This is a genomic window from Delftia tsuruhatensis, from assembly GCF_903815225.1.
GTDB lineage: Bacteria > Pseudomonadota > Gammaproteobacteria > Burkholderiales > Burkholderiaceae_C > Comamonas > Comamonas tsuruhatensis_A.
Genome location: NZ_LR813084.1, coordinates 933,520 through 947,035, shown reverse-complemented (window position 1 = coordinate 947,035; position 13,516 = coordinate 933,520). Strand labels below are relative to the sequence as shown.

The 13,516-nt window shown below is 70.8% G+C and carries 14 protein-coding genes and 1 riboswitch; of the genes, 6 read left to right on the top strand and 8 right to left on the bottom strand.

Features of this window, described 5'->3' with window-relative positions; all coding sequences use genetic code 11:
- The 6 genes from L1Z78_RS04345 to L1Z78_RS04320 form a co-directional block, all read right to left on the bottom strand.
- Entirely contained in the window at positions 1 to 765 is a 765-nt protein-coding gene (locus tag L1Z78_RS04345) for an ABC transporter ATP-binding protein (RefSeq protein ID WP_234640329.1), read from the bottom strand.
- Positions 762 to 1,757 carry a FecCD family ABC transporter permease gene (locus tag L1Z78_RS04340; protein ID WP_234640328.1) on the bottom strand — a complete coding sequence of 332 codons (996 nt, stop codon included), beginning with the start codon at positions 1,755 to 1,757 and terminating at the stop codon, positions 762 to 764. Before L1Z78_RS04340 ends, L1Z78_RS04345 begins: the two co-directional genes overlap by 4 nt.
- The gene (locus L1Z78_RS04335) at positions 1,754 to 2,683 is read right to left on the bottom strand and encodes an ABC transporter substrate-binding protein (protein ID WP_234640327.1); all 930 of its coding nucleotides are present in this window, start codon (positions 2,681 to 2,683) and stop codon (positions 1,754 to 1,756) included. Before L1Z78_RS04335 ends, L1Z78_RS04340 begins: the two co-directional genes overlap by 4 nt.
- Before the next feature lie 8 nt (positions 2,684 to 2,691).
- Complete coding sequence (locus L1Z78_RS04330) at positions 2,692 to 4,809, bottom strand: TonB-dependent receptor (protein WP_234640326.1); 2,118 nt, start codon at positions 4,807 to 4,809, stop codon at positions 2,692 to 2,694.
- Positions 4,810 to 5,040: 231 nt separating this feature from the next.
- A riboswitch (cobalamin riboswitch) is annotated at positions 5,041 to 5,294 on the bottom strand.
- A gap of 55 nt (positions 5,295 to 5,349) precedes the next feature.
- Complete coding sequence (locus tag L1Z78_RS04325; RefSeq protein ID WP_234640325.1) at positions 5,350 to 6,243, bottom strand: CHAD domain-containing protein; 894 nt, start codon at positions 6,241 to 6,243, stop codon at positions 5,350 to 5,352.
- A gap of 58 nt (positions 6,244 to 6,301) precedes the next feature.
- Positions 6,302 to 6,784: a YbaK/prolyl-tRNA synthetase associated domain-containing protein gene (locus tag L1Z78_RS04320; protein ID WP_234640324.1), complete on the bottom strand. Its 483-nt coding sequence runs from the start codon at positions 6,782 to 6,784 to the stop codon at positions 6,302 to 6,304.
- A 61-nt stretch (positions 6,785 to 6,845) separates the two neighbouring features.
- Here L1Z78_RS04320 and L1Z78_RS04315 point away from each other — a divergent pair, with 61 nt between their 5' ends.
- The gene (locus L1Z78_RS04315; protein WP_234640323.1) at positions 6,846 to 7,481 is read left to right on the top strand and encodes a helix-turn-helix transcriptional regulator; all 636 of its coding nucleotides are present in this window, start codon (positions 6,846 to 6,848) and stop codon (positions 7,479 to 7,481) included.
- 28 nt (positions 7,482 to 7,509) lie between these two features.
- A complete protein-coding gene (locus tag L1Z78_RS04310; protein WP_234640322.1) occupies positions 7,510 to 8,475 on the top strand; it encodes a threo-3-hydroxy-L-aspartate ammonia-lyase in 966 nt (321 codons plus the stop codon).
- Positions 8,476 to 8,506: 31 nt separating this feature from the next.
- On the opposite strand, the gene L1Z78_RS04305 is transcribed toward L1Z78_RS04310, so the two are convergent.
- The gene (locus L1Z78_RS04305) at positions 8,507 to 9,241 is read right to left on the bottom strand and encodes an NUDIX hydrolase (protein WP_234640321.1); all 735 of its coding nucleotides are present in this window, start codon (positions 9,239 to 9,241) and stop codon (positions 8,507 to 8,509) included.
- Between the two features lie 88 nt (positions 9,242 to 9,329).
- Here L1Z78_RS04305 and L1Z78_RS04300 point away from each other — a divergent pair, with 88 nt between their 5' ends.
- From L1Z78_RS04300 to L1Z78_RS04285, 4 genes are all read left to right on the top strand, one after another.
- A complete protein-coding gene (locus L1Z78_RS04300; RefSeq protein WP_234640320.1) occupies positions 9,330 to 10,421 on the top strand; it encodes an SPFH domain-containing protein in 1,092 nt (363 codons plus the stop codon).
- The gene (locus L1Z78_RS04295) at positions 10,408 to 11,340 is read left to right on the top strand and encodes a sugar kinase (RefSeq protein ID WP_234640319.1); all 933 of its coding nucleotides are present in this window, start codon (positions 10,408 to 10,410) and stop codon (positions 11,338 to 11,340) included. The genes L1Z78_RS04300 and L1Z78_RS04295 overlap by 14 nt, the downstream gene beginning before the upstream one ends.
- A gap of 104 nt (positions 11,341 to 11,444) precedes the next feature.
- Entirely contained in the window at positions 11,445 to 11,978 is a 534-nt protein-coding gene (locus tag L1Z78_RS04290; protein WP_418921704.1) for an NADAR family protein, read from the top strand.
- On the top strand, positions 11,975 to 12,943 hold the full coding sequence (locus L1Z78_RS04285) for an ADP-ribosylglycohydrolase family protein (protein ID WP_326491965.1): 969 nt from the start codon (positions 11,975 to 11,977) through the stop codon (positions 12,941 to 12,943). The genes L1Z78_RS04290 and L1Z78_RS04285 overlap by 4 nt, the downstream gene beginning before the upstream one ends.
- On the opposite strand, the gene L1Z78_RS04280 is transcribed toward L1Z78_RS04285, so the two are convergent.
- Positions 12,906 to 13,292, bottom strand: coding sequence for a lysozyme inhibitor LprI family protein (locus tag L1Z78_RS04280; RefSeq protein WP_234640317.1), 387 nt, complete (start codon positions 13,290 to 13,292; stop codon positions 12,906 to 12,908). The genes L1Z78_RS04285 and L1Z78_RS04280 overlap by 38 nt on opposite strands.
- Positions 13,293 to 13,516: the final 224 nt, after the last annotated feature.

The window sequence follows — 13,516 nt, the reverse complement described above, 5'->3', positions numbered from 1 at the left end:
CTAGTCCTCCACTCTGAGCCGCGCCCGCAACAGGGTCTGCGGCGGCGCGTCTATGCGTTCGAAATCCACGCCGAAGACGGCGTCCAGTCCCGGCGCATGCAGCAGCTCGGCCGGTGTGCCGTCCAGCGCGATGCGGCCCTGGTCCAGCACGATGACGCGCTCGAAATGCTGCAGCGCCAGCTCCAGGTCGTGCATGACCACCAGCACCAGGCGCTCGCGGCCGCGCCGTGCCAGCGCCTGCACCAGGGCCAGGCGGTGGCGCACGTCCAGGGCTGCGCCGGGCTCGTCGGCCAGCAGCACGGGCGGGTCGGTGGCCAGCACCGTGGCCAGCAGGGCGCGCGCCTGCTCGCCGCCGGACAGCGTGGACCAGCGGCGTGCCGCGAAGTCCTGCAGTCCGGCCCGGGCCATGGCATTGCGCGCATCGCCCTGCCCCGCCAGCCGCATCTGCAGGAGTTCGGCCAGCGTCAGGTCCCAGTGCGGCGCAAAGCGCTGTGGCATGTAGCCGATGCGGCGTGCGCGTTCCGCCACGGGCAGCGCCAGGAGGTCCTGGCCGTCGAGCTGCACGCTGCCGCCATCGGGCGCCTGCAGCCCTGCCAGCAGCGACAGCAGGGTGGACTTGCCCGCGCCATTGGGTCCGACCAGGGCCACGGCGCCCCGCGCGGGCAGCCCCAGCGAGAGGCCATCGATCACGCTGCGGCCACGGCGGCGCAGCACCAGGTGGCGGGCCTGCAGACGGTGCGTGGAGACAGAGGAATGCACGTTCATGCCGACCTCAGCCTGCGCGCCAGCAGCACGATGAAGAAAGGCCCGCCCGCCACGGCCGTGACCAGGCCCAGCGGGATCTCGGCCGGCGGCAGCACGCTGCGCGCGATGGCATCGGCCAGCGTGACCACGATGGCGCCCGTCAGCGCCGATGCGGGCAGCACGGCGCGGTGCAGCGGCCCCACCAGCCAGCGCGCGATGTGCGGCGCCGCCAGGCCCACGAAGGCCACCAGGCCGCCATAGGCCACGGCCACGCCGACCACCAGGGAGCCGGCGAGCACCGCACGCGGCGTGAAGCGCGCCACGTCCAGGCCGAAGCCCTGGGCCGCGTCGGCGCCCAGGCCCAGCAGGTCCAGCCCGCGCGCCAGCGCCAGCGACACGCCCAGGCAGGCCGCCGAGGCCAGGGCCAGCAGGCCCAGCCCGCCCCAGGAGGGCGTCTGTATGCCGCCCAGCACCCAGCTGAGTACCACCTGCAGGCTCACGGTCTCGTCGGACAGCGCCAGCATCAGGAACGAGCGCAGCGCGCCCAGCATGGCCGCCAGGGCCACGCCGGCCAGCAGCATGCCGGCGGCGTCCAGCGCCCCGGCCACGCGCGCCACGGCCAGCACCAGCAGGGTCGAGCCCCAGGCCCCCGCAAAGGCCAGCGCGGGCAGGGTCAGGGATTGCGGCAAGCCCAGCGGGATCAGCAGGGCCACGGTGGCGCCCAGCGCCGCCCCGCCCGAGGCGCCCAGCAGATAGGGCTCGGCCAGCGGATTGCGGAACACGCCCTGGAAGATGGCGCCCGACAGGCCCAGCAGCGCGCCCACCAGGCCTGCGGCCAGCACGCGCGGCACGCGCCATTGCAGCAGCAGCCGATGGCGCAGGCTGTCCTCGCCCGCCACGGCGGCCCACAGGTCGGCCGGGCTGGCCCACTGGTGGCCCGCGCAGGCGGCCAGCAACAGGCTGGCCACAAGGAACAGGCCGGCGCAGGCCCAGGGGCGCCAGGTCGATGTCATGTGTTGCCCTTCGCCCAGGCGGCCGGATGCAGCCAGCGCGAGAATTTCTCGATGCCGTCGAAGGTGCGCGGCCCCGGAATCAGGAATTCGGCGCGCGCCACCGTGGTGGCCCGGCCACCGCGCACGGCGCGCAGGTCGCGCCAGCCGCGCTGGCCCACCAGGTCCTGCAGGGCCTCCTGCGTGCCGGCGAACAGCAGCACGTCGGGGTCGGCGGCCAGCACGGCCTCGGGCGAGACCTGGGGCACGGTGCCCAGGCCGTCGATGGCGAAGCGGCTGCCCGCGCGCAGCATGGCCTCGCCGGTATAGGTGCCGGGGCGCGCCACCAGCAGCATGCCGTTGCCCAGCCGGCCCGTCACCATGACGGTGCGCGCAAAGCGCTGCGACACGACGCGGCGGTCCACGGCGTCCAGCCGCGCCTGCAGCCCCTCGGCCAGCGCCTGGCCGCGCGCGGCCACGCCCGTGGCCAGGCCCACCAGGCGCAGATTGCCCATGACCTCGTCCAGCGTGCGGCTGAGCAGCACGATCACGGGCACGCCGATGCGCTCCATGGGATCGACCAGCTGGTGCGCGGCCTGGCGCGCGGGCGTGACGATGACCAGGTCGGGCCGGCGCGCGACCAGGGCATCGACCGAGAAACCCAGCCGCCCGCCCACCTTGGGAATGCGCTCCACGCCGGGCGGAAAGCGCGTGAAATCCTCCACGCCCACCACGCGGTCCAGCAGCCCCAGCGAGGCCACCAGCTCGGTGTTGGAGGAAAAGATGGAGACGATGCGCCGTGGCGGCGTGGCGATCTCCACGCGCCGGCCCAGCGCATCGTGCAGCACCACGGGCGCACCCTGCGCCCAGGCGCCGGACAGCCCGCCGGCCAGGGCCGCCGCAGCACCCTGGCGCAGCCATTGCCGGCGTGTGGAGCAGGATCGCCTCATGCCATGCCTCAGAACTCGGCCTGGAGGCCGACGACCAGTTCACGGCCCGCCATCGACGTTCCGCAGCCGCCATTCTGGTAGGCCGGATTGGCGATGCAGGGCTTGCGGTCCAGCGCGATGAAGATCGGATGGCGGTTGATGTCGAACAGGTTGTTCACGGCCGCGAACAGCTTGACGCCCGGCGTCACGCGGTAGTCGGCGCGCAGGTTCCAGACCGTGAAGGCGCCCTTGCGGTGGATGAATGTGCTGCCGGGCTCGCCCTGGGGGATGAGCAGCGCCTCTTCGGTGTCATACCACATGGGTCCGCGCAGCAGCGTGGCCAACTGCAGGCTCCAGTCGCCCTGCAGGCGCCCGCTGCCGCGCCCGTAGCGCAGGCCGGCCGAGGCCTCGTAGCGGTACATGCGCTGCACCTTGTCGGTGTTGGCCGAGGCCGCCGCGCCCTTGTCGCGCATGCTGAAGTGGTAGTAGCCGCCGGCCCAGGCCTTGAGCTGGTGGCCGGTCAGGTCCAGCGCCCGTGCCAAGTCCACATCGGCCTGCAGCTCCAGGCCGCGCGCCACGATGTCGGCCGCGTTGTTGGCGTAGTCCGAAGTATTGGTCGCGGCCCCGCGCGAGACCGTGATGATGCGGTCGCTGATGGTGTTCTGGAACAGGGCCGTGTCCACGCGCCAGCCGGGCTGCTGCAGCGTGGCGCCGACCTCGACCTGGCGGCTGCTCTCGGGCTTGAGGTTGGGGTTGCCGAAGGTGCGGCCGCCGCCGACGGCGGTGAAGTCGGAGGCCAGCTCGGTGGCCGTGGGCGCGCGAAAGCCTGTGGAGGCGGCGGCGCGCAGCGTCAGCTGCTGCGTGGCCTTCCAGGTGGCGCCGGCCGACCAGGTGTGGTTGTCGTAGTCGCGCGTGCTGCGCTGGGCCAGGGCCAGGTGGGGCGTCTCGTCGAAGCGCGTCGTGCCCCAGGTCTTGCGCAGGCCGGCGCGCAGGGTCAGGCGGTCGTCGAACAGCGTCTGCGCGTCCTCCAGGTACAGCGCATGCACCTGCTCGGTCTGGTTGTTGTCGTAGGGCGCGACCTGTCCGGAAGGGCCGCCCGGCATGGCCACGCGGAAACGGTCCGAACGCAGCCTGCTGCGCTCCCAGTCGAAGCCCATGAGCAGGTCGTTGGTCTGGCTCAGGCGCAGCCGGGGCTGGAAACGCAGGCCCGTGGCATCGAGCTGGCGGTGGTTGTAGTCGCGCGCGGTGCCGGGCACGGCGCTGTTGCCCGAGCGGATCACGGGCGAGGCCCAGTTGAACTCGTCGATGTCGGCCAAGCTGTACAGATGGGCCAGCCAGCTCAGGCGCTGGCCGGGCAGCGCACCCTCGTAGGTCAGGTCCAGCGAGCGGTTGCTGCGGTTGTCGCGGCTGTAGGTGTTGGCGCCCGATCCGCGAAAGCCCGCGTTGTAGATGCCGTCGGTGCGCAGCTTGAGTTCCACGCGGTGCAGCTCGTGCAGCTGCCAGCCCAGGGCGCCGCTGGCGCCGCGCCGCTTCCAGCCGGTGTTGTCCATGCGCGTGCCGCCGTCGCCCGATTCGTAGTCGCCGCGCCCGCCTGCGCTGACGCCGACGTACCAGTCGAAGCGCTCGTTGGCGCCGGCCGTCTGCGCATCGGTGCGCCACTGGTCCCACGACCCGGCCGAGACCTGGGCGCGCGTGCCGGGCGCCGTCGCCCCGGATTTCATGATGATGTTGACCACGCCGCCCATGGCCTGGCTGCCATAGATCACCGAGGACGGGCCGCGCACGATCTCGATGCGCTCCACGTCCGAGGGGCTGAGCTTGGACAGGTTGGCCGTGCCCGCGCGCCGGCCGTTGACCAGCACCAGCACCTGGCTGCGGAAGTCGCGCCCCTGGCCGTCGGTGGAGGCGCCGCGCAGGTTCATCGAGGTCTGGGCCGCCGTCCATTCGCTGAGAAAGCCCACGGCGTTCTCGGCCAGCAGGTCGGTGACCGAGCGCGCGCTGGAGCGCTCGATGGCCTCGCGGTCTATGGTCTGCGTGGTGCCCGCGATGCGGCTGCGGACCTCGGGGCGTGCCGTGGCCGTGACGAAGACGGCGTCCAGTGCGTCATCGGCGGACTGCGCCGGCTGAGCGGCGCCGGCCGCCGCCATGCAGCAGGCCAGAGACGCCGCGACCGCGAGTGGCCGCAGGGGGGAAAGAAGGGAAAGAAGGCCGGAAGGACCAGCAGCCCGGGAAGCGAAGCGCATGCGTTGAACCCAACTGCCCCGCTCACCCGCGGGGCCTATCGTCTGAACCTCGCCGGGCAGCGCGCACGCCGGAGCCGGCCACCGCAGCGCAGGCTGGAGGGGCCGGACCGGACAGGCGCACTCCCGCGGCGTCCGAAAGCCATGCCGAAGGCCGGTATCCGGGCTTGCGGAATGCCTGGGGTGCACAGGGCACCGTCGGGCAGGCCTCCCCGCCTTCCCATGTCCCTGGAGACACAGTGGCTTGCAGCGCGTGGAGCGCCGGCGTGGGGAGCTTGATTTCCGCTGACCGTTGCGGGGGCAGCGCAGGCATTGCGAGCGGCCACCGTGGATGGCATCGCGCACCTGCTTCCCGTTGAACCCCTGGCCGTTGAACGGCATGGGGCACCCTCGGCAGCGGCGCGCCGCAGCGCCCCCGGGGGCCGCCTGCGATGCGCCAGCGGCGGATTATCGCTGATGCGCCCCGTCCCAGAAGGCGGGGACCCGGGCCAGGGCACGCAGGGCGCGGCGCCCGGCACGGGCACTGGAGGCCAGATGCGCCTGCAGATAGCCCGCGGCGAACCAGGCACGCGGATCGCGGGCGGCCTCGTCCCGGAAAAGGTCCGACGCCACGGCGATGTCGTTGTGCAGGCCCAGCGCGTCCTGGGCCGGCGCCAGCGCCTGCGCGAAGCGCCGCCCCTTGCCGGCGGGCCACAGCCCCGGCGCACACTCCCGCGCGAACTCCGACAGATAGCGCAGGCGCTTGAGCCGCTTGCGCACGCGGTGCTGTTCTTCCAGCGGCAGGCCGTCGAAGCGGCATCCATCGCGCAGCACCTGGCGATGCAGGCGCCGCAGCCGCCGCGACAGGTACCTGCGCGTGCCGGACGCGGACAGGGCCGCAAAACCGCCACGCCCCTTGCCATCGGGCGCCAGCGCCAGCGCCTGGATCTCGGCCAGCGCCCGCACGAAGCCCGGCTCGCGCACCGCGGCGGCCGCCTCCTCGCGCGGTGCCTCGGGTGGCGCCCATTCGCACAAGGGGGCACCGGCCGCCTGCAGCAGGGGCTGCGCCACATCGGCCAGGGTCGCTGCGTCACGCAACGTACCCAGGCATGCAAAGGCCCGGGCCAGGGGCGCATCCCATTCACCACGGATGGCGGGTGCCAGCCCCGCGCATTCGCGCAGCACGGTGCGCAGCCGCCTCAGGCCCACGCGCAGCTGGTGTATCGGTTCGGCCTCGCCGCCCCCGGCGGCCACGGCATGTGCATGGGTGTGCACCTGCGCCAGCGCGCTGGCCAGTGCCGCGCGCACAAAGCCGGCCGCGTCAGGTCGGGATCGGTCTGGCAATGAGGTGTTGGCGGGCATGGTGCAAGGGACAGAGGATGCCGATGGCGATGATTGTGGTCCGCGGCGCTGACAGGGGTCAATCCAGTCCTTCCCCGCTCAGGCGGTGCAGCGCGGGCCGCGCAATGCGCACATAGTCGGCCGAGTCCAGCACGATGGAGCGGTCCAGCCGTCCCGCGTTGAAGGCGATCTCGCCAAAGCGTTCGACCAGGTCCGGATCCACCACCAGGCGGATGGCAGGGGTGAGGGAGAAAGGCGGCACGGCGCCCATGACGCAGCCGGTGGCGGCCTGGGCCTGCTCGGGCGTGGCCAGCGTGGCCTTGCGCACGCCCACGGCCTGGGCCAGCCGCTTGAAGTCCAGCTTGCGGTCGCCGGGCAGCACGGCCAGGTAGAGCTGCGCATCGGCCGCGTCGCGGCTCTTGCACAGCATGGCCTTGGCGCCCTGGCCCGGCTCCGTGCCGCGGATGCGGGCCACCAGGTCGGAGCGGCCTTCGGCCGGGTGTTCCAGGACGCGAAAGCGCGCGCCCTGTGTCTGCAGAAGTTCCACGAGGGTTTCGAACATGGGGGAATTTGGAAGGCCATTGATTTTGACATTTTGTCCAATTCAAAACAAAATGTCCAATATGACAGAACGAACTCCCGAACAGCGCCTGCTGCTGGACCAGCTCGCGCAGATTGCCGAAGGCCTGGGCCAGACCTTCGCCCCGTTCTGCGAGGTGGTGGTGCACGACCTGCTCGACCCTTCCCATGCGGTGCTGGCCATCCACAACAACCTCTCGGGCCGCGAGGTCGGCCAGGGTGCGACGGAACTGGGCCTGGCCCGCATCCTCGACCCCGGCTACGAGCAGGTCATCGCCAACTACCCCAACCGGTTCGCCGATGGCCGGCAGGCCAAGAGCACCTCCATCGGCATCCGCGACGCCGAGGGCCGCTACATCGCCGCGCTGTGCATGAATGTGGACCTGACGATGTTCCAGGGCTTCCAGGGCATGCTCAACCGCTTTGCCGCCGTCAGCGGCGACACGCCGGCCCGCGAGATGCTGGAGCCGGCCGGCGCAGGCACCGACGCCCTGCGCGCCCGCATCGACGAATTCGCCGCCCGCCTGGCGACCACGCCGCGCGCCCTCAGACCCGAGGACCGGCGCGCCCTGGTGCGCGAGCTCAAGGGCGCCGGCCTGCTCGAAGTACGCCGCTCCATGGAGACCATCGCCGCCCACCTGGGCGTCTCGCGCGCCACGGTCTACAGCTACGCCAGATAGGCCCCTCCTTCGCTAAGTGCACACCCCCATGACGAACCATCTCCCCACCTACGACGACGTGGCCGCAGCGGCCCAGCGCATCCAGGGCCATGCCCACCGCACACCCGTGCTGACCTCGCGCACGCTGGACGAGGCGCTGGGCGCACGCGTCTTCCTGAAGTGCGAGAACCTGCAGCGCATGGGCGCCTTCAAGTTCCGTGGCGCCTTCAACGCGCTCTCGCGCTTCGGTGCCGCCCAGCGCAAGGCCGGCGTGGTGGCCTTTTCCTCGGGCAACCACGCCCAGGCCATCGCGCTGGCCGCACGGCTGCTGGGCATTCCCGCCACCATCGTCATGCCGCAGGACGCGCCGGCCGCCAAGGTCGCGGCCACCCGGGGCTATGGCGGCCAGGTCGTGCACTACGACCGCTATACCGAGGACCGCGAGCAGATCGGCCGCGACCTGGCCGAACGCCATGGCCTGACCCTGATCCCGCCCTACGACCATGCCGACGTGCTGGCCGGCCAGGGCACGGCCGCCAAGGAACTGTTGGAGGAAACCGGCCCGCTGGACGCCCTCTTCGTGCCGCTGGGCGGCGGCGGCCTGCTGTCGGGCACCGCCCTGTCCACGCGTGCGCTCAGCCCCGGTTGCGCGCTCTACGGCGTGGAGCCCGAGGCCGGCAATGACGGCCAGCAGTCGCTGCGCGCAGGCCGCATCGTCCACATCGATACGCCCAGGACCATCGCCGACGGTGCCCAGACCCAGCACCTGGGCGGCATCACCTTCCCCATCATCCAGCGCGACGTGACCGACATCCTTACCGCCAGCGATGCCGAGCTGGTCGATGCCATGGGCTTTCTGGCCACGCGCATGAAGCTGGTGGTCGAGCCCACGGGCTGCCTGGGCCTGGCCGCCGCGCGCCAAAGGAGCGAGGAATTGCGCGGCCGGCGCGTGGGCATCATCCTCAGCGGCGGCAACGTGGACCTGCAGCGCTTTTGCCAGTTGCTGGGCGGCTGATCCGGGCCGCCGCGCGGGCCGTTCAGGTCCCTCAGTCGCGCGGGCTGAAGGTGCGCGGAAACACCACGGGCGCGCTGCGATCAGCCAGCCGATAGCCCATGGCGGGCCGACGCGAGGCACCTTCCACCTGGCCGGCCTCCAGCAGAAAGCCGGCGGCCATCATGCGCGTGCGAAAGCCGCTCTTGTCCACGGGGCGGCCCAGCACCACCTCATAGACCTGCTGCAGCTGCGGCAGCGTGAAAGGCTCGGGCAGCAGAAAGGCCGGCAGCGAGGTGTATTCCACCTTGCCGCGCAGCCGCTCCACCGCCGCGCGCAGGATCTGCGCGTGGTCGAAGGCCAGCTCCGGCGCACGCAGCAGCCCATCCACCGCGAACCACGACACATCGGCGGCATTGGCGCCCTTGGCCAGGATCAGGTCGTGGCCCGGGATCAGCGCGAAATACACATGCGTGGCCGACCAGCCGCGCGGGTCGCGTGCCGCCCCGCCCCAACTGCCCAGTTGCTCCAGATAGGGGCTTTGCACGCCCGTCTTGTCCAGCAGCTTGCGCCGCGCGCAGGCCAGCAGGTCCGCATCCTGGTGCACGTCCACGAAGCCGCCGGGCAGCGCCCACAGTCCCGGGAAAGGGTCGTTCCCCGCCGTGGGCCGCTGCACCAGCAGCACTTGCAGCGCGTCGTCCGCCACCGTGAAGATGACCACGTCGACCGTGGTGAACGGGCGCTGGAAGTCCAGCGCGCCTTGCGGGGGAGAGGTTTTTTTCGTGGCCATGGGATGGATTGTGCTTGACGTGCCGGATTTTAAGTTGTACTGTGCAACCCATATAAGTTGTACAGAACAACTCTCAAGGAGAAGCAGCATGTTCGGCATCCGTTTCATCAAGTCCCAGCCCACGGTCCACCTCATGCAGTTCCGCGCCGGCAAGGTGGTGCGCGAAGGCGTGGGCCAGTCGTTCTTCTACTACGCCCCCACCACCACCCTGGTGGCCGTGCCCGTGGGCAGCCAGGACTGCCATTTCATGCTGGAGCTGGTGACGGCCGACTTCCAGAGCGTCACCGTGCAGGGCCAGGTCACCTACCGCATCAGCGAGCCGCGCCAGACCGCCACGCTGATGGACTTCGCATTGGCACAGGACGGCCGGAAATACCTGTCCGAAGACCCACAGCGCCTGGGCGACCGCGTGACCATGCAGGCCGAGGTCATCGTCCAGCAGGCCGTTCAGGCGCTGGAGCTCAAGCAGGCGCTGCGCTCCTCGGCGCTGATCGCCCGCACGGCCCAGCGCGAGCTGGCCGCCCAGCCCGAGATCGCGGCCCTGGGGCTGGAAATCCTGGGCGTCTCGGTCATGGCCGTCAAACCCACGCCCGATATCGCCCGCGCACTGGAAGCCGAGGCGCGCGAATCCAATCTCAAGGCCGCCGACGACGCCGTCTACGCGCGCCGCATGGCCGCCGTGGAGAACGAGCGCGCCATCCGCCAGAACGAACTCGACACCGACGTGGCCGTCGAGCGCAAAAAGCGCCAGATCCGCGAAGCCCAGCTCGAAGCCCGGGCCGCCCAGATGCGCAAGGAAAACGAGCTGCGCGCCGAACAGATGGCCGCCGACGTGGCGCTGGAGAGCAGCCGCAAGGACTTCGTCGCAGGCCAGGCCGCCAACAGCCGCACCCTGGCCGAAGCCGAGGCCTACCGCGTGGGCGCCGTCATGGACGCGCTGGAAAAGGCCGATCCGCGTACCGTCCAGGCCCTGGCCGCGGCCGGCATGCAGCCGGGCCAGCTCATCGCCCAGGCCTTCGGCGGCATCGCCGAGAAGGCCGAGCGCATCGGCCAGCTCAACGTCTCGCCCGAGCTGCTGCAGTCGCTGATGGGTGCGGGTGCCGGGGCAGGAGCGGTCCCTGCTCCCCCCACCGCAGCGCCCTCCAGCGAGGCCGCAAGGAGCCGCCGTGAACGCCAATGACCGCAAGACCGTGCTGGTGGTGCGCCGCACGCGGCTCGATGAGCTGGTGGCCCGGTACCACACGCTGTCCCAGGCACGCTTCTACATCGAGCACCTGGGCGCCGACTTCGGCGACTACCTGCGCGAAAGCGCCGCCTACGCCGCCGCCCTGCAGGCCGTGGTGCAGGCGCTGGAGGCACGCGGCCGCTACCAGATCGTGGACCGCACCCTGGTGCCCAACTTCGTCTTCGGCGCCGACGACATCGTGGTGGCACTGGGCCAGGACGGCATGGTGGCCAACACCCTGAAATACCTGGACGGCCAGCCACTGATCGGCGTCAACCCCGAACCCGCGCGCTGGGACGGCCTGCTGCTGCCCTTCGGCCCCGGCGACCTGGACAGCCTGCTGGGCGACGTGGCCGCCGGCCGCCGCCCCACGCGGGCCGTGACCCTGGCCGAGGCGCGCCTGTCCGACGGACAGGTGCTGCGCGCCGCCAATGACCTGTTCATCGGCCCGCGCAGCCATACCTCGGCCCTGTACGACATCGCGCTGGGCGACCGGCAGGAGTCCCAGTCGTCCTCGGGCCTCATCGTCGCCACGGGGCTGGGCTCGTCGGCCTGGATCAAGAGCATCGTCACGGGATCGATGGGCATTGCCTGCGCGGTGCGCGGCACCTCTGCGGACTTCGGCTACCAGCCCTTCGCCTGGGACGCGCAACGCCTGGACTTCGCCGTGCGCGAACCCTTTCCCAGCCGCTCCTCCACGGCCGAGCTGGTCTACGGCCAGGTCACCGCCGGCCAGCCTTTGACGCTGCGTTCGCGCATGCCCGACCACGGCGTGATCTTCTCCGACGGCATGGAAGCCGACTACCTGCAGTTCACGGCGGGCATGGAGGCCACGATCGGCTTGTCGGACCGGCAGGGCTGTCTGGTGGTGTGATGGCTATGCTGCAAGCCCTACAGACAATGCAACGGCGACGCCTGGACGATATGAATGACTTGACCACATCCCCGCCGCAGTCCGTCCAGGATCTGCTGCACGCCATGGCCCAGGGCTTCACCCCGCGCTGGCTGCCCTTCTGGGGCCATCAACCCGCCGCCGACGGCTCCATCGGCAAGAGCTGCCTGAGCCAGTGGTTCGAGGCCGGCTTCGAGGTCGATGGCCAGCACTACCCCACGGCCGAGCATTTCATGATGGCGGGCAAGGCGCGGCTGTTTGGCGACGAGGCGGCGCACGCCGCCATCGTGCGCTGCCGCACGCCGGGCGAGGCCAAGAAGCTGGGGCGCGGCATCCAGGGCTTCGATGAAGCGGCCTGGGTAGCCGCGCGCATGGGCATCGTGGTGCGCGCCAACGAGGCCAAGTTTTCCCAGAATCCGGCCCTGGCCCGCTATCTGCTGAACACGGGCGAACGCGTGCTGGTGGAAGCCAGCCCCGTGGACGCCATCTGGGGCATCGGCCTGGCCGCCGACGATGTGCGCGCCACCGACCCCGCGCGCTGGCAGGGACTGAATCTGCTGGGCTTTGCGCTGATGCAGGTGCGGGCGCGGCTGCGCGGCACCGCTCCTGACCAACCATGAGCGGGAGCACAGGCATGGCCATGGACACGCTGGACCGATACCGTGGTGCCCTGCTGGGCCTGGCCTGCGGCGACGCCGTGGGAACGACGCTGGAATTCCAGCCGCGCGGCAGCTTTGCGCCGCTGACCGACATGGTGGGCGGCGGTCCGTTCTCGCTGCCCGCCGGCAAGTGGACCGACGACACCTCCATGGCCCTGTGCCTGGCCGAAAGCCTGCTCCAGCGCAGCGGTTGCGACGCGCACGACCAGATGACGCGCTATGCGAACTGGTACGAATGGGGCTACTGGAGCTCGACCGGCAACTGCTTCGATATCGGCATGGCCACCAAGGCCGCCATCCAGCGCTTCCTGGCCTGCGGCGATCCCCTGGCCGGTTCGCCCGATCCGGACCAGGCCGGCAACGGCTCATTGATGCGGCTGGCACCCGTTCCCATGTTCTTCGGCCAGGACGAAGATCTGGTGCAGCGCATGGCCGAACTCAGCTCGCGCACCACCCATGCAGCCCCTGAATGCCTGCAGGCCTGCCGCCTGTTCGCAGTGGCGCTGAGCCGGGCGTTGAGCGGCCTGCCCCTGCCGCAGGTGCTCGACCTGTGCGATATCGTCTCCGCCACCGACAGCCCCCGTATCAGAGACATCGCCGCAGGAGGATACCTGGACAAGAGCGCCGCGCAGATCCGGGGCAGCGGCTATGTGGTGGACAGCCTGGAAGCGGCGCTGTGGTGCTGCACCCGCCACGACAGCTTCGAGGCAGCCGTGCTGGAGGCCGCAAACCTGGGTGACGACGCTGACACCACGGCCGCCATCGCCGGCCAGCTCGCTGGCGCCACCCACGGCGCCAGCGGCATTCCAGGGCATTGGCTGCAACGGCTGCACCAGGGCCATGAGATCGGTGCCATGGCCGAATCACTGTGGCGGGCAGCCCGGCAGCTCAGGGCTTCTTGTCCAGCTGGTTCTCCCAGGCCTTGAGCACCTTGACGCGTGCCCGCGAGAAATCGGCCATGCAATTGGCGCGCGCGTCTTCCCGGATCCAGGTGGCCGAGTTGAATTCCGCATAGAAGTCGCAGGAGCTGCGCGCGAACTGCACCCAGTTGCGCTGCGACTCCTCCAGGGCGGCCGAGGCCTGGGGCATGCGGGCCTTGAGCTTGAGGGACAGCTCGACGTAGGCCTCCTTCACGGCGGACTTGTTCTGCTCGGCCAGGCAGGCGCGGATCTCGGACATGTTGGTGGCGCCGTCCTCGCAGCTGGCGGCCATGGCGTGGGGCACCCAGCACAACTGCAGCGCGGCGGTGGCGAAAAAGGCGAGGACTTTGGTCATGGGTGAGGCGGACTGGGCGGGCGATGGCAGTGTGCCGCGATTACACCATCCCCCCGTGGCAGGGAAAGTACGGAGCATGGCGGCGCACGGGCCATTGCCTGCGCCCGCACAGCGAAGCAAAGCGCATATGCATGCTCGCAAAGCTTTGTTGCTCCAGCCCCGGGGGCACCGCAAGATGCCTGCGTACCCATCTTCCGTCGGTTCCCGATCCGCCATGCAGCATC